Source organism: Rhodoblastus sphagnicola, assembly GCF_002937075.1.
In the GTDB taxonomy this organism is placed as follows: Bacteria; Pseudomonadota; Alphaproteobacteria; order Rhizobiales; family Beijerinckiaceae; genus Rhodoblastus; species Rhodoblastus sphagnicola.
Window position 1 is genome coordinate 46142 of record NZ_NHSJ01000073.1, and the last position, 20404, is coordinate 66545.

Annotated in this window: 18 protein-coding genes; 6 read left to right on the forward strand and 12 right to left on the reverse strand. The window is 66.1% G+C overall.

Going from position 1 to position 20404, the window contains the following annotated elements; genetic code table 11:
- Window positions 1–67 precede the first annotated feature (67 nt).
- From CCR94_RS11590 to argH, 5 genes are all read right to left on the reverse strand, one after another.
- Entirely contained in the window at window positions 68–643 is a 576-nt protein-coding gene (locus CCR94_RS11590) for a cob(I)yrinic acid a,c-diamide adenosyltransferase (protein WP_104508003.1), read from the reverse strand.
- A gap of 64 nt (window positions 644–707) precedes the next feature.
- Entirely contained in the window at window positions 708–3134 is a 2427-nt protein-coding gene (locus CCR94_RS11595) for a TIGR02302 family protein (RefSeq protein WP_104508004.1), read from the reverse strand.
- Between the two features lie 137 nt (window positions 3135–3271).
- Window positions 3272–4543 carry a diaminopimelate decarboxylase gene (gene lysA / locus CCR94_RS11600; RefSeq protein WP_104508005.1) on the reverse strand — a complete coding sequence of 424 codons (1272 nt, stop codon included), beginning with the start codon at window positions 4541–4543 and terminating at the stop codon, window positions 3272–3274.
- A 3-nt stretch (window positions 4544–4546) separates the two neighbouring features.
- Window positions 4547–4765 (reverse strand): hypothetical protein, encoded by a 219-nt coding sequence (locus tag CCR94_RS11605; protein WP_104508006.1) that lies wholly within the window; start codon window positions 4763–4765, stop codon window positions 4547–4549.
- Between the two features lie 59 nt (window positions 4766–4824).
- Complete coding sequence (gene argH / locus CCR94_RS11610) at window positions 4825–6210, reverse strand: argininosuccinate lyase (RefSeq protein ID WP_104508007.1); 1386 nt, start codon at window positions 6208–6210, stop codon at window positions 4825–4827.
- Window positions 6211–6248: 38 nt separating this feature from the next.
- Between argH and CCR94_RS11615 the strand changes: the two genes are divergently transcribed.
- Complete coding sequence (locus tag CCR94_RS11615; RefSeq protein WP_104508008.1) at window positions 6249–6929, forward strand: TlpA family protein disulfide reductase; 681 nt, start codon at window positions 6249–6251, stop codon at window positions 6927–6929.
- Between the two features lie 188 nt (window positions 6930–7117).
- Here the strand turns inward: CCR94_RS11615 and grxD are convergent, their stop codons facing one another.
- From grxD to purL, 3 genes are all read right to left on the reverse strand, one after another.
- Window positions 7118–7471 carry a Grx4 family monothiol glutaredoxin gene (grxD, locus tag CCR94_RS11620; RefSeq protein WP_104508009.1) on the reverse strand — a complete coding sequence of 118 codons (354 nt, stop codon included), beginning with the start codon at window positions 7469–7471 and terminating at the stop codon, window positions 7118–7120.
- A 66-nt stretch (window positions 7472–7537) separates the two neighbouring features.
- Complete coding sequence (locus CCR94_RS11625) at window positions 7538–7777, reverse strand: BolA family protein (RefSeq protein WP_104508010.1); 240 nt, start codon at window positions 7775–7777, stop codon at window positions 7538–7540.
- 10 nt (window positions 7778–7787) lie between these two features.
- Window positions 7788–10007 carry a phosphoribosylformylglycinamidine synthase subunit PurL gene (purL, locus tag CCR94_RS11630; protein WP_104508011.1) on the reverse strand — a complete coding sequence of 740 codons (2220 nt, stop codon included), beginning with the start codon at window positions 10005–10007 and terminating at the stop codon, window positions 7788–7790.
- Between the two features lie 288 nt (window positions 10008–10295).
- Between purL and CCR94_RS11635 the strand changes: the two genes are divergently transcribed.
- The 5 genes from CCR94_RS11635 (at window position 10296) to CCR94_RS11655 (ending at window position 14259) form a co-directional block, all read left to right on the forward strand.
- Entirely contained in the window at window positions 10296–10994 is a 699-nt protein-coding gene (locus tag CCR94_RS11635; protein ID WP_104508012.1) for an OmpW/AlkL family protein, read from the forward strand.
- A 157-nt stretch (window positions 10995–11151) separates the two neighbouring features.
- Entirely contained in the window at window positions 11152–11415 is a 264-nt protein-coding gene (locus tag CCR94_RS11640) for a hypothetical protein (RefSeq protein WP_104508013.1), read from the forward strand.
- Window positions 11416–11492: 77 nt separating this feature from the next.
- Complete coding sequence (locus tag CCR94_RS11645; protein WP_104508014.1) at window positions 11493–12068, forward strand: sigma-70 family RNA polymerase sigma factor; 576 nt, start codon at window positions 11493–11495, stop codon at window positions 12066–12068.
- Window positions 12065–12712, forward strand: a complete 648-nt coding sequence (locus CCR94_RS11650) for a hypothetical protein (protein WP_104508015.1) — start codon at window positions 12065–12067, stop codon at window positions 12710–12712. Before CCR94_RS11645 ends, CCR94_RS11650 begins: the two co-directional genes overlap by 4 nt.
- The gene (locus CCR94_RS11655; RefSeq protein ID WP_104508016.1) at window positions 12709–14259 is read left to right on the forward strand and encodes a S8 family peptidase; all 1551 of its coding nucleotides are present in this window, start codon (window positions 12709–12711) and stop codon (window positions 14257–14259) included. Before CCR94_RS11650 ends, CCR94_RS11655 begins: the two co-directional genes overlap by 4 nt.
- Window positions 14260–14285: 26 nt before the next feature.
- Here CCR94_RS11655 and purU read toward each other — a convergent pair whose 3' ends face one another.
- The 4 genes from purU to CCR94_RS11675 all read right to left on the reverse strand — a co-directional run bounded on the left by purU (window position 14286) and on the right by CCR94_RS11675 (window position 20334).
- A complete protein-coding gene (gene purU, locus CCR94_RS11660; RefSeq protein WP_104508017.1) occupies window positions 14286–15191 on the reverse strand; it encodes a formyltetrahydrofolate deformylase in 906 nt (301 codons plus the stop codon).
- A 76-nt stretch (window positions 15192–15267) separates the two neighbouring features.
- A complete protein-coding gene (locus CCR94_RS11665; RefSeq protein ID WP_146089970.1) occupies window positions 15268–15594 on the reverse strand; it encodes a hypothetical protein in 327 nt (108 codons plus the stop codon).
- Window positions 15595–15622: 28 nt separating this feature from the next.
- Entirely contained in the window at window positions 15623–19114 is a 3492-nt protein-coding gene (locus tag CCR94_RS11670; protein ID WP_104508019.1) for an ATP-binding protein, read from the reverse strand.
- Entirely contained in the window at window positions 19111–20334 is a 1224-nt protein-coding gene (locus CCR94_RS11675) for a metallophosphoesterase family protein (protein WP_104508020.1), read from the reverse strand. The genes CCR94_RS11670 and CCR94_RS11675 overlap by 4 nt, the downstream gene beginning before the upstream one ends.
- Window positions 20335–20404 lie beyond the last annotated feature (70 nt).

Genomic DNA, 20404 nt, shown 5'->3' on the forward strand with positions numbered 1-20404 from the left:
TAGGTTTGTTAGTCGGGGCCGATCGCTTAGTCAATCGCGGCGCCGCTCGGAAAAAAGTCCTTCCCGCTTATCTGTTGGCGCCGGGGCGCCACAGCACGTCGGTCGCGCCATCGGCATTGGCGATCCGCGCCGCCACGAACAGGAAATCGGACAGGCGGTTGACATAGGCCATGGCGGGATGGCCGATCTCCTCGCCCTTGCGCTGCGCCTCGACCATGCGGCGCTCGGCGCGCCGCGACACGGCGCGGGCGAGATGCAGACCGGCGGCGGCGGGCGAGCCGCCCGGCAGCACGAAAGAGTGCAGCGGCGCCAGGCGGGCGTTGAGCGCGTCGATTTCGCGCTCCAGCCACTCCACCTGCGCTTCGATCACCCGCAGCGGTTCGTGCTCCGGCGGTTTTTCGGCGGGGGGCGTCGCCAGATCGGCGCCGAGGTCGAACAGGTCGTTCTGAATGCGCTCCAGCATGGCGTCGAGATCGGGCAGATCGCGGGTCGAGAGTCGCGCGAGGCCGATCACCGAATTGGTCTCGTCGATCGCGCCATAGGCCTCGACGCGCGCGTCGCATTTCGGCCGCCGCGCGCCATCGGAGAGGCCGGTCGTGCCGTCGTCGCCGGTGCGGGTATAGATTCTGTTGAGCTTGACCATGGAGCCTGCATCGTGTTGGGCGCGCAACATGACGCGGAAACGCGAGGAGTGAAAGTGATAAAAACTAATTGGGACGGATCAACCTTTCCAGATAGTCCAGTTCCTCTTGCGCGCGGCTGGGGTCGGCGAGCCGTTTGCGGACTTCGTCGAGGATTTTTCGCGCCTTTTGCGCGGCGGTGGCTTTGACGGCGTCGCTACGCTGGGCGTTGTCGAACGGGCCTTCGCCGTTCTTGTCGCGCCCGCCGCGCTGCTGGCCGCCGGCTTCCTGCGAGTCCCCGTCCTTTTCGCCCTTGGCCATTTCGCCCGCGCTCTTGCCCATCTGGTCGAGCGCGCGCTGCTGGTCGGCCATGGCGTCGTCCTCATCGCCGTGCTTCAGCGCGTTCTGCGCGTCCTTCATGGCCTCTTCGGCCTGTTTCAGCCCGTCGGCCGCCTTGCCGTCCATGCCCGGCGCGCCGCGCCTGAGCGCATCGAGTTTTTCGCGTAACTGGCCCTGGCGCTGCTCCAGCGCGCCGCCGGGGGCCGGTTTTTCGCCCTTTTGGGCTTTGCCGCCGGGCTTTTGGCCTTCCTTTTGGCCTTCGCCCGGCTGAGGGTCCTGTCCTGGCGACCCCGGGGGGCCTTTGGCGCGCTCCTGCTCGGCGGTTTCGTCGCGCAATTGTTGCTGCTCGCGCATCATTTTGTCGAGATCGCGCCGGGTCTGGCGGCTGCGCGATTTTTGCGACGGGCCGCCTTCGGCGTTCTGAAGGTTTTCCAGCATGGATTGCATCTGGTCGAGCAGGGCCTGGGCGGTCTCCATGTCGCCGTCTGCAAGAGCCTTCTTCATCTGCTCCAGCATTTTCTGGAAATCTTCCGGCGAGACCGAGCGGCCCTCGCCGGTCTGGTTTTCGCCGCTTCTGTGCGGCGCCTTTTTCGTCATTTCCGCCAGAAAATTCTCCATCGCCTTTTGCAGGTCGCGGGTGAGGCGGTCGATTTCCTCCTTGGGCGCGCCGGCCTTCATGGCGTCGCGCAGCGCCTTTTCCGCCGCGCGCAACGCGCGCTCGGCCTGGGACATCTCGCCCTCCTCGATCTGCAACGCCATGGCCCAGAGATGGTCGGCGACCTCGCGCAAATCGTCGTCATTGCGGGCATGGCGCAGGGCGGTGACGCCATAGCGCAGGCCGAGATGGACGGAAAATTTCGGCGTGAACAGATCGGGCGCGAAATCCAGCGCCTCCAGCGCAAACTGGGTTTGCGCCCTGCGGTCGGCGTCCAGCGCGAGGATTCGCCTCTGTTCGGCCAGCGCCAGCGCCAGCGGGTTCTTCAACGGCTTGCGCGGCAGTACGAAATCGCCGACCAAGACCTCGCCTTCCTGTCCGGCTTCGTCACGAACGCTCAGGCGCAGATCGACCTTGCGTCCGGCATAGGGACTGTCGCTCCAGTCCAGCGTGCTCCGGGCTTCGCCAAGCCCGCCCGGCTCCGCCGGCAGCTCCAGCGGCGCCTCGGGCGGGTCGTAAAGCGCGCGTCCCCGGTCCTCGACGGGACGGGCGGTGATTCTGGCGTCGCGCGCGCCATAATCGTCCTCGATGCGATAGGACAGCGAGAACGTGCCGCGCGCGTTAACCTTTATGTCGCCGACAACAGAAATTTTCGGCGGCAGGTCGGGTTCGGAGTGAACGGCGAAAACCCCGGAGGCCGCGCCGGAGAGGGTCAGTCGGCTGTCGCCGCGCAGCACAAAACGCCTTTCGTCACCTTTTTCGGGCGCCGGCTCCAGGCCGTCCGACGCCGCGATGTCGAGGGCGCCGGGATTGCCGGCCCGCGCCACCACCAGGGAGCCGACCGGCGCGGACACGGCTTGCTCGCCGGCCCGGTTGAGCGTCAGCACGATGGGCGGCTTGCCGGTGTAGCGCGGCGGGTCGATCCAGAGATCGACGCGCGTCGATGCGCCGGGCGCGGCGGCGCGCCAGTCGAAGGCGGCGGCGAGGCGGATGTGTTTCTCCGAGCCGGCGACGAAAGCCGTGGCGCAAAGCGCGAGAACCGCGAGCGCGCCAAGGCCGAGGGGATCGTGCGCGGCGAGGCGTGGCGCGGGCGGGGGCGCGCGCAGTTTTTCCACGCTTTTCCGCACGCGTAGAAGATGCGCGGTCCATAGCAGGCTTGTCGGGCCTTCGGCCGGCCCTTCATTGGCGAGCGCGTCGGCAAGGGCGGCGGCGGGGGCGTCCTCGCGGTCGCGGTCGAGTTTTTCGCGCGCTTGCCGCCGGTCGCTCCAGCGCAGATGGCGCAGGCGGGCGAGCGTCGCGACCAGCAGCGCGCCAAGGCCAAGGCCGCCGGCGATCCGCCCGGCCGGCGGCGCGTTCAGCCACAGCCCGGTCCAGGACAGGGCGACAAAAGCCAGCAGCAGAGCGACGGCGGGGGCGAGCAGGACGATCAGGGTTTCGAGAAACAGGGCAAGCTGCGTCAGGAGGGTGAGCCGGTTCAGCCGCGCTTTTGCCGCGCGCAGGTCGTCCCGCTCATCCTTCATGCTGTCTCCGCTCCCGGCCTGGCAGGGATTATGCTCCAGATCCTGAGCCGTTTCCACGGAAACGCCTCAGGATCTGGAGTCTTTCACGCGAGCCTGATCTTTTCCAAAAACCGGCCTCCACTTTTTGGGATCATGCTTTAATCCAGCCAGTTGGGAACGCGGTCGAGTCCGATCAAGTCCTGATAGCTCAGGCGGGGACGGATCACGGCCGTCCTGTCGCCATCCACGAGCACTTCCGGGACCAGCAGTCGGCTGTTGTAGGTGCAGGCCTGGGCCGCGCCATAGGCGCCCGCCGACATCACCGCCAGCAGGTCTCCGGGTTGCGGCACGGGCAGGGTGCGGGCCTTGGCGAGGTAATCGCCGGTCTCGCAGACCGGGCCGACCAGATCCGCCTTGATTGTCGCCGCGCCCTCCGGCGCCTGCGCCACCGGAAAAATGTCGTGGTGGGCTTCGTAGAGCGTGGGGCGCACCAGATCGTTCATGGCGGCGTCAACGATGATGAAATTTTTCCCGGCGCCGCGCTTCACATAAATGACCTTGGTGACGAGGACGCCAGCGTTGCCGACGATCAGCCGCCCCGGCTCGAACACTGTTTTCACGCCCAGCGGTTTTATATGGCGGCGCACGACCTCCGCATAAAGCGCGGGATGATAGCTTTGCGGATTGTCCTGTTCGGAATAGGGGATGCCCAGGCCGCCGCCGAGATCGACATGGCCGAGGGCGTGGCCGCGTCGGCGCAATTCGCCGACGAATTTGGCCAGAATGGCGAAAGCGTTGTCGAACGGCGCGAGATCGGTGATTTGCGAGCCGATATGCATGTCGACGCCGGCGATCTTCACCCCCGGCAGTTTGCCCGCGCGGTCGTAAACGTCGGCCGCGACCGAAATCGGAACGCCGAACTTGTTTTCCGACTTGCCGGTGGAAATTTTCGCGTGGGTCTTGGCGTCCACGTCGGGATTGACGCGGATCGAAATCGGCGCAACCGCGCCGCGCGCAAAAGCGATTTGCGAAATGCGCTCAAGCTCCGGCTCGGATTCGACGTTGAAGCAGAAAATGCCGAGATCAAGCGCCAGCGCGATTTCGCGCTCGGTCTTGCCGACGCCGGAAAACGTGATCTTCTTTCCCTCGACGCCGGCCGCCTTCGCGCGCAAAAGTTCGCCTTCCGACACCACGTCCATGCCCGCGCCCATGCCCGCCAGCAGTTTTAACACCGCCTGGTTGGAATTGGCCTTCATCGCATAGCAGACCAAAGCGTCGAGATCGGCGACGGCCTGCGAGAACACGTTGAAATGGCGGCGGATGGTGGCGGCGCTGTAAAGATAGAACGGGGTCTCGACCTCCCGCGCCAAATCCGGCAACGCGTGACCTTCGGCGTGAAGCACGCCGTGTTCATAAGCAAAATGACGCATGGGTTACAGCAGGATGTCGAAGGGCGTGGGCTGCTTGGTCGCGCCGGCTTTCAGCGCGGGATCGTTTACGCCGCGCGGCAGCCTTTGCGGCGAATTGGCCGGCAGTTCGGCGGTCGAGGCCGCCTCGGGAACACCCTTGCGACCGCAGCCTTCGAGCGCGAGCGCGGCGGCGAGCAGGGAAGCGGCCGTGAGGACGCGAAGGATTTTTCCAGCCAAGGTCAAGACCTCTCCGTTTGCGCGGACTATAGCTTAAAGCGCGCGAAAAAGTCGCGCCCCCAAAATTATTTCTGCGCGAGTTTCTGCTTCCAGCCGCGCGCCTGCACCAGCACGTTGCTTGGCGCCGTGCCGCCATAGGAGAGACGGCTGCGCACAGATTTCTCCACGCCGAGCACGTCGAACACCTCCGCCGTGATGGCCGGCTCGACGCCTTGCATCTCATCAAGCGTCAACTGTTCCAGCTCCTTGCCGCTGTCGGCCGCCAGCGCCACGATGCGGCCGGTGACATGATGGGCCTGACGGAACGGCAGATTAAGCGCGCGCACCAGCCAGTCCGCGAGATCGGTGGCGGTGGAATAGCCCGACCCCGCCGCCGCCTTCATCTTTTCCAGCTTGGGCGTCATGTCCCTGATCATGCCGGCCATGGCGGCGATGCACAAAGACAGGCTTTGCAGCGAGTCGAAACAGCCTTCCTTGTCTTCCTGCATGTCCTTGGAATAGGCCAAAGGCAGGCCCTTCATCACGATCAGCAGGCCGGCGAGATCGCCGATGACGCGGCCCGACTTGCCGCGCACCAGTTCGGCGGCGTCGGGATTGCGCTTTTGCGGCATGATCGACGAGCCCGTGGTGAACTTGTCGGACAGGCTGATGAAACCAAATTGCGGCGTGGTCCATAGCACGATTTCTTCAGCGAAACGTGACAGATGCGTGGCGGCGATGGCGGCGGCGGCCAGGGTTTCCAGCACGAAATCGCGGTCGGACACGCTGTCGAGCGAGTTGGCGGTGGGGCGGTCGAAGCCGAGCGCCTGCGCCGTGGCGAAACGGTCGATCGGGAAAGACGTGCCGGCCAGCGCCGCCGCGCCGAGCGGGCATTCATTCAGCCTCGCGCGGGCGTCGCGGAACCGGCCCCGGTCGCGCGAGATCATCTCGACATAGGCGAGCAGGTGGTGGCCGAACGTCACCGGCTGGGCCGATTGCAGATGGGTGAAGCCGGGCATGACCGCTTCGGCATAGGTTTCGGCCTTGTCGACCAACGCCGCTTGCAGGTCGGCGAGTTGGGCGTCGAGGTCGTCAATGGTGTCGCGCACCCACAGCTTGAAATCGACGGCGACCTGATCGTTGCGCGAGCGGGCGGTGTGCAGGCGGCCCGCCGTGGGGCCGATTTTTTCCGCCAGAGCGGATTCGACATTCATGTGAATGTCTTCGAGCGCGCGCGAGAAGGTGAAGGCGCCGGACTCGATTTCGGCGCCGACCTCGTCTAGACCCTTGGCGATCGTTTCCGCGTCTGCGGCGCTGACGATGCCCTGCTTGGCCAGCATGGCGACATGGGCCTTGGAGCCGGCGATGTCCTGTCTGGCGAGGCGATAGTCGAAACCGATGGAGGCGTTGATCTCTTCCATGATGGCGTCGGGGGCGCTGGCGAACCGGCCGCCCCACATCTGATTGCTCATGACTTGCTCCAAGCGACCGCTGCAAAGCCGAGGCCGAAATGACTGAACAAGAACCGCAAGACGCGCCGCAAGCCACTCCCGAGCAGATGCGCCGCATCGCGCGAAAACTGATCCTGCCGCATGCGATCTTTGTTCCCGCGGCCATGGCCGCGTGCGTGGCGTTCGTCCTATACGGGTTGAACGGGGGAGGCAAGAAAGCCGCCGCTTTGACCCAGTGCGAGGCGTCGCGGGCGGTCGCCGCCCGTGTGGCGCCGCTGGCCAAGGGCGAGTTTTCCGCGCTGGCCGTGCGGCCCGACCCGAAACCCATGCCGGAGTTGGTTTTTGGCGGGCCGCAGGGCGCGACCACGCTGGCGAGCTTCAAGGGCAAGACGATTGTGCTCAACGCCTGGGCGACGTGGTGCGTCCCCTGCCGCGAGGAAATGCCGGCGCTTGATCGCTTGCAAGGGATGAGCGAAAGCGTGATCGTGGTGGCGCTCAATGTCGATACGACGAAGAAGGAACGCGCGAAGGCGTTTTTCGGCGAGATCGGGGTGAAGAACCTCGGCTTTTACGAGGATTCCGAAGGGAAAAGTTTTGAGGCCCTGCGCAGGGCGGGCAAGGTGTTGGGCCTGCCGACGACATTTCTGATCGGCCCGGACGGCTGCGAAATCGCGGCGCTGGCCGGGCCGGCGAAATGGGACGGGGATGAGGCCAAGGCGCTGGTGAAGGCGGTGGAGTAGATCGGGAGCGTCTCCTTCTCCCCTTGCGGGAGAAGGTGGCTCGCCGCCATCAGGCGGCGAGACGGATGAGGGGTAGATCCCTCAAGTACAAACATATGAGCGGCGGCCAAGCCCCCTCATCCGGCGCCATAGCCCGTCGAAAGACGGACGCCCTATGGAGAGAAGGGAAGCGGCGGAGAGATTGCGGCTTACGCCTGCGCCGGGTCCTTCACCGCCACGCCGGCGGTCTTGAACGCGGTGACCAACTCGCCCGAGGCAAACATTTCGCGCACGATGTCGCAACCGCCGACGAATTCGCCCTTGATGTAGAGCTGCGGGATGGTCGGCCAGTTCGAGAACGCCTTCACGCCCTCGCGGATTTCCGCGTCCTCAAGCACGTTCACGCCTTTATACGGCACTTCGAGATGGCCCAGAATCTTCGCGACCTGGCCGGAAAAGCCGCATTGCGGGAAATTGGGCGTGCCCTTCATGAACAGCACGACATCATTGGCTTCGACGTCCTGCTTGATGCGATCGAGAGCCTGTTGCAACGGATCCGACATGTCTGTTTCCTTTCAACGGAGGTCAAGGCTCCGTTGTGACCGAAAATAGTGTGCTTTTGATCTGAATCAAGCCGTTTCCGGCGGCGCGGTTTCCAGCGCCAGCGCGTGCAGCGCGCCGCCGACATTGCCCTTGAGCGCCGCATAGACCAACTGGTGCTGCTTGACGCGGCTCAGGCCGCGAAAAGCTTCCGAAACGACCTGGGCGCGGTAATGGTCGCCGTCATTAACCAGCGCCGTCAGGTAAACCTCGGCGTCGGGCAGGGCGTCCTTGATCATCTTTTCGATGTCTTGGGGTTCCATCGGCATGGGCTTTTCCTCAGGCTTTTCCGCCGGACATATAGGCCGGCATCCAGGTTTCGTGGGCTTCAAGCAAGTCCCGCACCACGAGCGGGGCTGTAGCGCCGAGTTTCAGCGTATCGCCGCCGGTCTCGCCGATCAACGCGGCCGGGACACCTGCGGCCTTGGCCGCCGCCAGCAGCGCCTCCGCCTTGGCGGCGGGGACGGCGAGCAGATAGCGGCCCTGATCCTCGCCAAACCAGTTTTGCGGCGAATCGCCGCCCGGCGCGGAAACGGTCGCGCCAATCTTGCCGGCCATGGCCATTTCCGCCACGGCCACGGCGAGGCCGCCGTCGGAAAGGTCGTGAACCGAAGAGACTTCGTCGCGTAAAATAAGGTCGCGGACGAAATCGCCGTTGCGCTTTTCCGCCGCCAGATCGACCGGGGGCGGGGCGCCTTCCTCGCGGCCCAGAATCTCGCGCAGGTAGAGCGACTGTCCCAGCCAGCCCTCGCCTTCGCCAATCAGAATCAACTTTTCGCCCGAAGCGCGGAAGCCGACGCCGACCGCCTTGGTCACGTCCGCCACGAGGCCGACGCCGCCGATGGCGGGCGTGGGCAGGATGCCCTTGCCCTGCGTCTCATTATATAGAGAGACGTTGCCGGAGACGATGGGATAATCGAGCGCGCGGCAGGCCTCGCCAATGCCCTGAAGGCAGCCGACGAACTGGCCCATGATCTCCGGCTTTTCCGGATTGCCGAAATTGAGATTGTCGGTCAGGGCCAGCGGCTTGCCGCCGACGGCGGTGATGTTGCGCCAGCTTTCCGCCACCGCCTGTTTGCCGCCCTCGACCGGATCGGCGTAACAGTAACGCGCGGTGACGTCGGTGGTGAGCGCCAGACCCTTGGGGCCGTCGTCGATGCGCACCACCGCCGCGTCGCCGCCGGGGCCGACCACGGTGTTGCCGAGGATCAGATGGTCATATTGCTCCCACACCCAGCGTTTTGACGCCATGTCCGGGCAGGACACCAGCTTTTTCAGCGCCTCGCCAATGGCAAGCGGGGCGGGCAGGGCGCTGGCGTCGAGTTTGGGCGGCTTCGGGGTGGGGATATGGGGCCGGTCATAGAGCGGGGCCTGATCGCCCAGCTCCTTGATCGGCAGATCGACCTTGATCTCGCCGCCATGCTTCACCACGAAGCGCAGCGTGTCCGTGGTCTTGCCGATAATGGCGAAATCCAGCCCCCACCTGCGGAAAATGGCTTTCGCTTCCGCCTCCTTGTCGGGGTCCAGCACCATGAGCATGCGCTCCTGGCTTTCCGACAGCATCATTTCGTAAGCGGTCATGCCGCGCTCGCGGCAGGGCACTTTGTCGAGATCGAGTTCGACGCCGAGATTGCCCTTGGCGCCCATTTCCACCGCCGAGGAGGTCAGGCCGGCGGCGCCCATGTCCTGAATGGCGACGACGCAGCCCTTCTGCATGATCTCCAGGCAGGCTTCCAGCAAAAGCTTTTCGGAGAAGGGGTCGCCGACCTGCACGGTGGGGCGTTTCTCATCGCTGTCGGCGTCGAATTCGGCCGAGGCCATGGTGGCGCCGTGGATGCCGTCGCGCCCGGTCTTCGAGCCGAGATAGACGATGGGACGCCCGACGCCGGTGGCGGCGGCATAAAAGATCTCGTCGGTCTTCACCAACCCGACCGCCATGGCGTTGACCAGGATATTGCCGTCATAGGACGGGTGGAACTCGGTCGAGCCGCCGACGGTGGGCACGCCGAAGGAATTGCCGTAGCCGCCGACGCCCGCGACCACGCCCGACACCAGATGCCGCGTGCGCGGATGATCGGCCGAGCCGAAGCGCAACAGGTTCAGGCAGGCGATGGGGCGGGCGCCCATGGTGAACACGTCGCGCAAGATGCCGCCGACGCCGGTGGTCGCGCCCTGATAGGGCTCGATATAGGAGGGATGGTTGTGGCTCTCCATCTTGAACGCCACCGCCTGGCCGTCGCCGATGTCGATAATGCCGGCGTTCTCGCCGGGGCCTTGAATCACCCAGGGCGCGCTGGTCGGCAGCTTCTTCAAATGCAGGCGCGAGCTCTTGTAGGAGCAATGCTCGTTCCACATGGCCGAAAAAATGCCCAACTCGGTAAAGGTGGGCGCGCGGCCGATCAGGTCGAGAATGCGTTGGTATTCGTCGGGCTTGAGGCCGTGCTGGGCGATCAGGTCCGGGGTGATGGCCGGTTCTTTGGCGGGGGTCTGGGCGGTCAAGGGATCGGCCTTCGAGTGGGGCGCGGCTTTAGCAGGCGACAGGCGCGCGAAAAGAGAAAAGCTTGCGCGTTTCGATAGAGCTTCACGTCCGCCTTGGCAAGAATCGACCCGTATTCCGCGGTCGTGTCTTTTTTGCAACGGGCTGGAAAAGTCTTGCGGTGGACCAGCGGTTAATTGATCTCAATCAAGTAATTCAACGGTAGCGCGGGCCAGTGTGAATTCGGGCCTGGAGCGCGTTCGCGACGTTCTTCGCTGGAATTCGCAAACCGCATCAATGGAATATCCCCCATGAAGACCCTCGTTTCCTGCGCTTTCGCCGCCGCTCTCCTCTCCTGCGTCGCGGTTCCGGCCTTCGCCGCCGACCTGCCCTCGACCAAGGCCGCTCCGGCCCTTCCGGCGATCGACACGTTCGACCCCTTCCTCATCCGCGTGCGCGGCCTCGCCGTCCTGCCGGACGCTTCGGGAACCAAACTGGCCGACAAGACGCTTTCCGGCGCCAAGCTGTCCGACAACGGCATTCCGGAAGTCGACTTCACCTATTTCTTCACCAAGAATATCGCGGCTGAGTTGATCGCGGGCGTGACACATCATCGCCTGACTGCTGGCGGTTCGAATGTGGCGCTGGCCAATACCACCCTGCTGCCGCCGACCCTGACCCTGCAATATCACTTCGCGCTGGGCCAGCTCGACCCCTATGTCGGCGTCGGCGTCAACTACACCTGGTTCCTCGGCACGAAGTCGCCGGCCCTCAACGGCGTGGTCAACATCCACTCCGCCGTCGCCCCCGCCTTCCAGTTCGGCGCGGATTATTACCTGACCAAGAACTGGCTGATCAACGTCGACGCCAAATACATCATGCTGGAAACCGACGCCAACGTCGGCGCGCGCAACAACCTGCAGCTGAAGGTCAACCCCTGGATTGTCGGCGCCGGCATCGGCTACCGCTTCGGCGTTTCGGACGTGGCCGCGCTCGTCGCCAAGTACTGATCAAATTCGCTTCGCGGCGAATCGAAAGCCCGGCCTGCAGGCCGGGCTTTTTTCGTCGTCGCCCGGAAAATTTAAAAATACCTTGAACCGTTTTCCCGTTCGCCGCGACCCATGGGCGTAAAGGCCGCAAGGGGCCTTGATCTCAGGGAGCAGAACGATGACCACCACCCTTCGCAACAGCCTGACCGCCCTCGCCGTCGCCGCCGCGCTCGTCACCGCCGTCCCGGCCGCGCAAGCCAAGCCGATGTTCTTCCCCCATCCCCACCATCACTGGGGTCCCGGCATCGGCATTGGTCTGGGTTTGGGCCTGATCGGCGCCGCCGCCGCTTCCGCCGCCTACGCCGACGATGGTTATTGCCACACCGAGCGCCGCTATGACGAATATGGCGACTATATCGGCCGCGTCCGGGTCTGCGAATGACTTCAACAGGCGGCGGGGCCTTGACCTTTGGTCTCCGCCGCCCGATCCTCCCGAAGGCTCATTTTCTTCAGGGGGTCATGCGCAAACAGGCGACGGAGACCGGCGACGATGCGGCGCTGCTGGCGCGGATCGCCCGAGGCGACAGGCTGGCGATGCAGGTTCTGTTCGCGCGCCACCGCCTGCGTGTGTTCCGGTTCATCCTGCGTTTCCTGCGCGACGAGGCCCGGGCCGAGGACGCCCTGTCCGAAACCTTTGTCGATGTTTGGCGCCAGGCTGGCGCCTTCGAGGGCCGGTCCAGCGTTTCCACCTGGATCCTGTCCATCGCCCGGTTTAAGGCGCTTTCCATCGCGCGGACGCGGCGAGAGGCGGCGCTCGACGAGGATTACGCCGCCGGCCTTGTCGATGAGGCCGACGACCCCGAAATGGAAATGGCCAAGAGCGACAAGGCGGCGGTTTTACGCGCCTGCCTGCAAAAACTCTCGCCGGAGCACCGCGAGATCGTCGATCTGGTTTACTACCACGAGCAATCCGTGGAGGAGGCCGCCGCAATCATCGGCATTCCCCCCGCCACGGTGAAGACAAGACTCTTTTATGCGCGGCAAAAGCTCTCGGAGATTTGCAAGCGCGCGGGCGTCGATCGAGGTTGGCCATGAACGCGCAAGACAGGCAGAAGCTCGCGGAACTGGCGCCCTTCTATGTCGCCGGAACCCTTGCAAACGATGAGCGGGCGGGTTTTGAACGCGCCCTGGCTGAAGATCCCGACCTCGCGCGCAACGTCGAGGCGGCGCGGGCGGAACGCGACGAGGTGATCGCCCTCAACGAAGCGCTGCCGGCGCCCGGCGCGCGCGCATCCGAAAAATTATTCGCCTTGCTCGACGCCGAACCGGCGAGGGCGCCGGGTTTTTGGCGTCGGCTTGATCTTGGCGCGCGGCTTGCCGAATGGTTCAGCCCCCGCGCGCTGGGCTGGGTCGCCATGACCGCCTGCCTGCTGGTCGCGGTGGAGGCGGGGTTTCTGGCCAAACCGTCGCCGGTCGGAAGCTATGCGACGGCTTCGCGCGACGAGGTCGCGCCCGTGGGTCGCCTCGCCCTGGTCGCCTTCAACCCCGACGCCAGGGCGGACCAGATCGCGGATTTGCTCGCGCAAAATGGAGCCCAGATCGTTGGCGGACCCCGCGCGGGGTTCTTCCAGGTCAGGCTTGGCGACAAGGACATGAGCGAGGCGCAAGCCGCCTCAAAGCTGGACAGTTTGAAGGCCTCCGGGCTCGTGCGTTCCGCGCTGAAAAAAGGTGAGTCATGAAAGCCTGGCGCTGGCTTCTCGTCCTGCCGCTGATTGCGGCGCTCGCCTCGCCCGCGTTGGGGCAGGAGCGCAATTTTTCGCGCGGCGGCGCGGGCAACTATCGCCCCGGCGCCGGTCATCACGGCGATTTTTACGGCGGCGGGTTCTTGCCGGGCCTGCTGCTGGGCGGGGCTGCGGCTGCCGCGCATGCGCGCGACCAGGAGTTTTACGATCCCCCGCCGCGCCCGCGCCATATCCGCCGGCCGCCGCCGGACTGGATGGAATCGGACGAAGCTCCGCCGCCGCGCCATCGCCCGCATCGCGCCCGGCCGGTCGTCATGGAATCAGAGGCGCCGCCGCGTCGTAAAAAACCGCCGCCGATTTTCGCGCCGGCGCGCGCCCGGCTGCCGGCGCTGGCGGAACAAAGGCTCGCGCCCGACGAAATCCTGGTCGCGTTCCAGGCGGAAAAGGTGGGGCAGGCCCAGGATTTCGCCCGCGGGCAAAAACTCGACCTCGTCGAGGCGCGGGGCTTAAAACTGATCGGGGTCACGGTCTATCGGCTCAAGCTGCCTCGGGGCGGCGACCTGCGCAAAACCCTGCGCCGGGCCGGGCGCGACGCGCGCCTCGCCTGGGCGCAGCCGAACTATTATTATCAGCTGCAGGAGCCGGACGCGCCGGCGTCAAGCCCGCCGCCGCAACCAGAGACCAAGGACTCGCCTGCCGTCGCGCCCGCGCCGGAGGGCTATGCCGGCGCCGCGCTCAATTTGGCCGAGGCCCACAAACGCGCGCGCGGGCAGGGGGTGGCGGTGGCGGTGATCGATTCTCAGGTTGACGCCGCCCATCCCGAACTCGCCGGCGTGGCCGTCGAAAATTTTGACGCGATCGGGACGCCCGGCGCGGCCCATACCCATGGCACGGCCATGGCCGGGGCGATTTCCGGTCACGTCAAGCTGGCCGGGGCCGCGCCCGCCGCGCGTTTGCTGGCGGTGCGCGCCTTCGATCCGGGCGGGGGCGGCGCGCGCGGCGCCACGCTGAACATTTTGGCGGGGCTCGACTGGGCGGCGGACAAGGGGGCCAAGGTCGTCAGCATGAGTTTCGCCGGCCCGCCCGATCCGCTGATGGAAAAAATGGTTTTGGCCGCGACCGGCAAGGGCATGGTTGTCATCGCCGCCGCCGGCAATGAGGGGCCGGGGGCGCCGCCGCAATATCCCGGCGCCTATGCGCCGGTGATCGCGGTCGGTGCCGTGGACGAGAACGCCAAAATCTACAGCCGGGGCAATCGGGGCGCCTACATCAAACTGGCGGCGCCCGGCGTGGACGTGCTGGCGGCGGCGCCGAACGGCGGCTACGATCTCTCCACCGGCACGTCGATCGCCTGCGCCGAAATCAGCGGCGTGGCCGCGCTGGTGCTGGAAAAAAATCCGAGCCTCGATCTCGCGGCGCTGCGCAAAATTTTACGCGACAGCGCCCGAAAAATCGTTGGCGAGGCCGATCTGGGCGAGGCCGACGCGGCGGCGGCGCTCGCAAGGTCTCCTTCTCCCCTTTCGGGAGAAGGCGTCTCGCGCTGACAGCATGAGACGGCAGGGGTCGCCGGTCACTCCGTAAAGACGATGGTTTTCCGTCCGTTGATCACCACGCGGTTTTCGACATGATAGCGCACGGCGCGGGCGAGCACCCGGCGCTCGATGTCGCGGCCCTTGCTCACCAGATCGTCCGGGCGGTGGTGGTGGGAGATGCGCTCGACATCCTGCTCGATGATCGGGCCCTCGTCGAGTTCGGCGGTGACGTAATGCGCGCTGGCGCCGATCACCTTCACGCCCCGCGCGTGGGCCTGATGGTAGGGCCTCGCGCCCTTGAAGCCGGGCAGGAAGCTGTGGTGGATGTTGATGCAGCGCCCTACGAGCTTGGCGGCCAGTCCGTCGGACAGAATTTGCATGTAGCGGGCGAGCACCAGCAGGTCGGCGTGGGATTGCTGCACAAGCGCCCAGATCTGCGCTTCCTGCTCCATCTTGGTCTCGCGCGTCACCGGCAGGTAATGGAAGGGAATGCCGTCGAAATCGAGATGTGGAAAAGTTTCGCGCGGATAATTGCTGGCGACGCCGACGATCTCCATCGGCAATTCGCCGATGCGCCAGCGATAGAGCAGGTCGGCCAGGCAATGGTCGAATTTGGAGACGAGGATCAGCACCTTGGACAGTTGCGACTGGGCGCGCACCCGCCAGGTCATGTCATATTCGTCGGCCAGAACCGAAAAACTCGCCTTCCACGCCTCTATATCGGCGCCCTCGCGCACCGGATTGAATTCGACGCGCATGAAGAACCTGTCGGTGTCTTCTTCGTCAAACTGACGGGTATCCGCGATGTTGAAGCCGCACTCGAAAATATGGCTGGCCACGCGGGCGATGATGCCCGGCCGGTTGGGGCAGGTCAGCAGCAGGTAGTAGATTTCGACGGGCGGCGCGGCGGGAGCGGATTTGTTCGCAGGCTTGTGTTTGGACATGATCCAGCACGGGCGATAGAGGGAAGCGTGAAGCTCAAGGGGTCTCTAACGCCTGAAGGCTGAAAAGTCGAGAAATTCACATCCGAGGGTTTCGGATTTTGGCGAAGGCGTAGGCAGGCAGCAGCACCGGCGCGCGCCTTCCGCCGCCGCGTCCCTCGTTCTCGTCGGTGGGCAGCAACATGATGGCGGTGGCCGCGACAACGCCGCCGAAGGTCATGCCGAAACTGCCGAACATCAGCGCCAGAAACTGCCACATGGCGTCGGATCTGAACATCAAGTCGCGGATGTTGCCGAGATTGGAGACCAGCACGCCAGCGGCGCAGGCGAACCCCACCGCCCAGCCGAACGCCCAGTTGAAGATCATCATGCGAACCAGACGGTTAGGCTTGCGGGACTGCTGCATGGCGCGGCCTCCAAAAGTTTGATCTAGATCAAACTAGGTGGAAATCGCGCGCCGCGCCAGCATTTTGTTGCGGGAGGTCGAGGCGAAGCACCTGGACCTGGTCGCCGAGGGCGCGCGCCGCGATTTCGACGACGTGGTCGTGATGGGTGAACAGGATCGGCTGGAGGGCCGGGCTCAAGGCCGCAAGGGTTTTCAGGCCGGCGGCGACGCGCGCGTCGTCGAAACTGGCGAAGAGATCGTCGCCGATGAACGGCGGCGCCTCGGATTTTTGCGCGTAATCTTCGAGGAAGGCGAGGCGCAGGGCGAGATAGAGCTGGTCGCGCGCGCCTTCGCTCAGCGCGGTCAGGGGCAGGGCGGCGCCGTCGCGCCGCAGCGCCAGCAGATGCAGCTTGTCGTCCTCGGCGAAATCCTGCTTGAGGCCCTCGTAGCGGCCGGAGGTCAGGGTGGCGTAAATGGCGCCGGCGCGGGCGAGCAAGGGGTCCTGCCGGCGCTGGCGATGGCGTTCGAGCCCGGCGCCGACCATGAGCGAGGCGATTTTCAGCACCGCCCAGCGCCGCGCCTCCCGCGCCATCTCCGCCTTGGCGGCCTCGCGGTCGAATCCCGCCTGTTCCGCGCCGGTGCTGTCGTCATGGGCCTGCAATTGCTTGCTGGCGTCGTGTTGCGCCAGCAAAGCCGCGTCGCGCAATTTGTCGCGGTCTTCGCGCGCGCGCGAAATTTCGGACAGGCGCAGCCGCGCCGCATCGGCGTCGAAATCGCGCGCTTGCGCCGCGAGATCGGCCTCGTCCATCCCCTCCGCGACCGGCGCCAACCGCGCCAGTTCGGCTTCGATGGCGTCCGTCTGGGCGCGGCGCAGCAGCAGGCGCTCGCAAAGCGCGGCGGGATCGCCATCAAAACCCGCCGCCGCGCAGAAATCGGCGAGACCCGCATCGGCGTCGGCGTTCGCCTGCGCGGCGGCGGCGAGGGCTCTTTCCGCCTTGACCAGCAGTTCTTGCGCATGGTTGCGCGCGCTTGCCCGCTCACGCTCCGCGACAAGGCGCTTGTGCAGGACGCGCGCCACCTCGACCGCCGGGCGCGCCGGCAGGCCGCGCCCGCAAAGAGCGAGCAGCGCGTCAAGTTTCTGCTCGAATGCGCCGAGGTTTTCGTTGATCGTCGCCACGCGGCGGGATTCGATCTCTTCTTTCTTCAATGTGCCGGGCAGGTCGCGCCACAGCGCGATCCGCGCCTGCGCCTCGTCGAGCGTGGCGTCGGCGTCGAGCCGCAATTGCGCCAGCGCCGCCACAAAATCGGCGCGCCACAGCGAATCCTTGTCCGCCAGCTCCGCAAGCGTGGCCTTCAGGGGGGCGATGCGTTCGGGCGCGCTGGCGATTTTGGCGGAAAGCTCGCGCGCGTCGGCTTCCGCGCGCGCCAGTTCTTTCAAGCGCGCGGCGATGCGGCGCGCGAGCGCCCCGGCGTCGAGTTGCAGCGGGGCGAGGCCCGTTTCCGCCGCCAATTGCTCCAGACCCGGCGCGACCGCGCCCAAGCGGCCTTCGACGGAGGACAGCAGCGCCTGCCTCTGCTTGAGCGCTTCGCGCGCCGCCAAAAGGTTGTCGGCCTCGGCGCGCCATCGCGCCATCGCGCGCGGCGCCGCCGGGACCACGCCGCTGGCGCTCCAACTCTGCGTCCAGCGCGCATCGAAGCGCGCCGCCTGTTCCGCGAGGTTTTTCGCGGAGTCTTCCGCCTCGGCCAGGTCCACGCGGGCGGCCTCGCGGGTTTCGCGCGCGGCCTCCATCTCCACCACCCGGGTGGCGTTGTCGAACAGGGCGTCGGCGGCGGAATCCGCCTGGGCCTGCGCCGCGACGAATTGTTCCGACGCCGCCGCCCAGAAAGTCTGGTCGCTTCGCGCGGAAAGCAAGTCGGCCCAAAGCGCATCGCGCCGCGCCCGCAGCTCCGCGAGTTGCGCCCGGCTCACCAGAGGACCGGCCGTTTCGAGCGCCTTCGCGGAAACCTCCGCCGCCTTCAGTCGCGCGCGCGCCTCGTCCCGCCGGCGGCGGGCCTCGCTTTGTTGCGTGGCCAAGGCGTCGAATTCCTGCCCCGCCAGTTCGATGGCGGAAGCGTCGGGGCTCGGTGCGGCGGCGAAACGGTCGAGGTCGGGCAGGGCGGGGCTGAGCCGGGCGCGGCGCTCGTCAAGCTTGCGCGCCTCGTCGGCGCAGGCGAGGGAAAGTTCGGCGCGGCTTTCCTCGTCCTTTTCGACATTGCCGAACGCGGCGAGTTTTTCCGCCAGCGCCCGCGTGTCGGGCGGCGCGACGCCCTGTCGCGCGCGCAGGTTCGCCAGCGCTTTTTCCTCGCGCTCCAGCGCCGCCAGCGGCTCGATTTTCCGCGCCAGCAAGTCGCGTCCAGCGGCGATCAGCCGCTCCGCCCGCGCCAGCACGGCGGCGTCGGGCAGGGCGGCGCGCAGCTCCGCGCCATCGTTCAGGCCACAGGTGAGCGCCCGCAGGCGCAATTCGTCATTCGCCTCCCGCAGCGCCTCTTCGCGCCGGGGCAGGTCGTCGAGCGCCTTTCCGATCGCGCCGAGTTCGAGTTGCAGCGATTCAATCGTCTCGCCATTGGCGATGACGTCCGCATCGACACAAAACTTATCGGCTTCCTCGCGCGCCTCGTCGCGGGCCTGCGCGGCGCGCGCGGCGCCCTCGCGCGCTTCTCGCCGCGCGCCGAGCAGGATTTCGAGCTTCGCCGCCCAGTCCGGCGCATAGGCGGACAAATCGTCGAAAGCGGCGAAGGACGCGCGCAGCCGCTCCAGGTTTTTCAGGATCGGCGCCGCGCGCAGCAGGCGATTCAGCCGGATCGACTCGGCCTCGTCGGCGCGCTCCCGCGCCTTGATGTCGGCGAGTGTGGCCTCGGCCTCCTCGATCTGGCGGCGCAGGCTTTTCAGGACCGTTTCGGAAAGCCGTGTGTCCTTTTCCGCCTTGCTGGCGTCGTCGAAACGCGCCTGCGCCTGATAGAATGTGCGATGGCTCGCCTTGCGCTCGCCGAAAATCTCGTCGGCTTCGCCCTCGATGCCTTTGCGCAGATCGATCAGCCCGCGCAGACCGGAGGCGGCGGCGAACAGGCTGGCTCCGATCTCGCCCTCGGCGCGCAACATTTCGTCGCCGCCCCTGCGCAAGTTGTCCGCGTCGAGGCCGAAGGCGCGATGAAAAATGTCGCGGCTGGCGGCGCCGAGGAAGGGGGCGAGGCCATCGTCGGGCAAGGCGGCGCCGGAAGCGTCGAGCAGGGTCGCCTTGACTCCGCGCCGGCGAAAAAATTGCAGCATCTGGCCGTTGCGCGCCTCGACCGTCGCGCCGATACGCAGGTCCGCGGGGCGCAGGAAGGTTTTTTCCGCGCGCGAGGGCACGCCATAAAACAGGTCGCCGATGGCGGCGAGCGCGCTGGATTTGCCAGCCTCGTTGGGACCGTGGACGATATGCAGCCGCGCCGCGCGGTCGAACTGCAATTTTGCGCCGGCGAAAGGCCCGTAGGCTTCGAGCGCGAGGTCCAGCAGCCTCATGGCGTCGATCTCTCCGCGCGCGCCAGCGCCAGATCGCGCGCTTCGGCGAGCAGCGCCGCAAAAGCGTCGGAGGGAAGCTCGCACTTCGGCGGCATCTTGTTTTCTATGGCCGAGACCGCCGCCCGCGCCTCTTCCGCGAAGGCCGGATCGGCCAAGACTTCGTCGAGCAAGGCGGCGAAATCGAGTTCGCTGTCGCGCTTGGCGGGCGCGTGAGGGGCGCGGGTCTCGATCAGCAGTTTTTCCAGCTCGATGGTCTCACCGGCATGGTGCAGGGCGTTCTCGACCTCGACGCGCCAGCCCGAGGGATCTGCGGCAAGGTGCAAGTGCAGCGGGCTGTCGCCATGCACGCGCAGCCGCGCCGCCAGGAAACGGCCGGCGGCCCCCTCGATTTCCTGCATGGCGCGCGCGGAAATTTCGCGCAACAACTCGCCCGGCGTCTCGAACGGCGCGGCGTCCACGCAAATCTCGGCGAAACGGGCGCGATCGACGATCAGCCGGCGCAAATCCCGGATAACCCCGTCCTCGACATCGACGAGAACCGCGCCCTTTTCGCCACATTCCCGGATCGAGCGGCCCTGGAGATTGCCGGGATAGACAATGAAGGGGTCGCGGGCCACCACCTCATGGGCGTGGACATGGCCGAGCGCCCAATAATCGTAGTTTTTTACGCGCAAATCGTTCAGCGTGCACGGGGCGTAATTGGCGTGGCCCGGCCGACCGTCGAGCGAGCTGTGCAACACGCCAATGTTCAGCCAACCGTCTCTAGGCTCCGGATAATCCGTGACGAAATTGCCGCTTTCGGCGCGATCGGCGAAACCGCGGCCATGCAGCGCCACGCGCAGGTCGGCGATCTCGAACGTCTTCGCCTTCCGCGACGGAAACTCAAACGCCAGATCCGGCAGCGACAGGCTCTTGGTCACCACGCTTTCGGCGTCGTGATTGCCCTTGAGCAGATAGACCCGCGCGCCCTCGCGGGTGAGGCGCGCGATCTGGCGGTTGAAGAACAGCGCGGCGGAGGCGTCGCGCCAATCGCCGTCGAAAATGTCGCCGGCGAAAACAGCGAAGGCGATGTTTTCTTCCAGCGCGCGGGTGATCAAATCCTCGAACGCCTCGCGGCTGGCGGCGCCAAATCGCTCGGCCATGCGGGGGTCGCGCAGGCTCAGGCCCTGGAACGGACTGCCCAGATGCAGGTCGGCGGCGTGGAGAAAGGTGAAACGCATAAAATACCACAGGTGATTCGGTGCCTCATCTTAAGGGGCGGCGGGCGTTGACAGAAGCTTGGGCTTGCAG

Excerpts from the sequence above, each read along its gene's own strand:
- CCR94_RS11590 (WP_104508003.1), bottom strand. The coding sequence starts at position 643 with ATGGTCAAGCTCAACAGAATCTATACCCGCACCGGCGACGACGGCACG.
- CCR94_RS11595 (WP_104508004.1), bottom strand. The coding sequence starts at position 3,134 with ATGAAGGATGAGCGGGACGACCTGCGCGCGGCAAAAGCGCGGCTGAAC.
- lysA (WP_104508005.1), bottom strand. The coding sequence starts at position 4,543 with ATGCGTCATTTTGCTTATGAACACGGCGTGCTTCACGCCGAAGGTCAC.
- argH (WP_104508007.1), bottom strand. The coding sequence starts at position 6,210 with ATGAGCAATCAGATGTGGGGCGGCCGGTTCGCCAGCGCCCCCGACGCC.
- CCR94_RS11615 (WP_104508008.1), top strand. The coding sequence starts at position 6,249 with ATGACTGAACAAGAACCGCAAGACGCGCCGCAAGCCACTCCCGAGCAG.
- grxD (WP_104508009.1), bottom strand. The coding sequence starts at position 7,471 with ATGTCGGATCCGTTGCAACAGGCTCTCGATCGCATCAAGCAGGACGTC.
- CCR94_RS11625 (WP_104508010.1), bottom strand. The coding sequence starts at position 7,777 with ATGCCGATGGAACCCCAAGACATCGAAAAGATGATCAAGGACGCCCTG.
- CCR94_RS11635 (WP_104508012.1), top strand. The coding sequence starts at position 10,296 with ATGAAGACCCTCGTTTCCTGCGCTTTCGCCGCCGCTCTCCTCTCCTGC.
- CCR94_RS11640 (WP_104508013.1), top strand. The coding sequence starts at position 11,152 with ATGACCACCACCCTTCGCAACAGCCTGACCGCCCTCGCCGTCGCCGCC.
- CCR94_RS11645 (WP_104508014.1), top strand. The coding sequence starts at position 11,493 with ATGCGCAAACAGGCGACGGAGACCGGCGACGATGCGGCGCTGCTGGCG.
- CCR94_RS11650 (WP_104508015.1), top strand. The coding sequence starts at position 12,065 with ATGAACGCGCAAGACAGGCAGAAGCTCGCGGAACTGGCGCCCTTCTAT.
- CCR94_RS11655 (WP_104508016.1), top strand. The coding sequence starts at position 12,709 with ATGAAAGCCTGGCGCTGGCTTCTCGTCCTGCCGCTGATTGCGGCGCTC.
- purU (WP_104508017.1), bottom strand. The coding sequence starts at position 15,191 with ATGTCCAAACACAAGCCTGCGAACAAATCCGCTCCCGCCGCGCCGCCC.
- CCR94_RS11665 (WP_146089970.1), bottom strand. The coding sequence starts at position 15,594 with ATGCAGCAGTCCCGCAAGCCTAACCGTCTGGTTCGCATGATGATCTTC.
- CCR94_RS11670 (WP_104508019.1), bottom strand. The coding sequence starts at position 19,114 with ATGAGGCTGCTGGACCTCGCGCTCGAAGCCTACGGGCCTTTCGCCGGC.
- CCR94_RS11675 (WP_104508020.1), bottom strand. The coding sequence starts at position 20,334 with ATGCGTTTCACCTTTCTCCACGCCGCCGACCTGCATCTGGGCAGTCCG.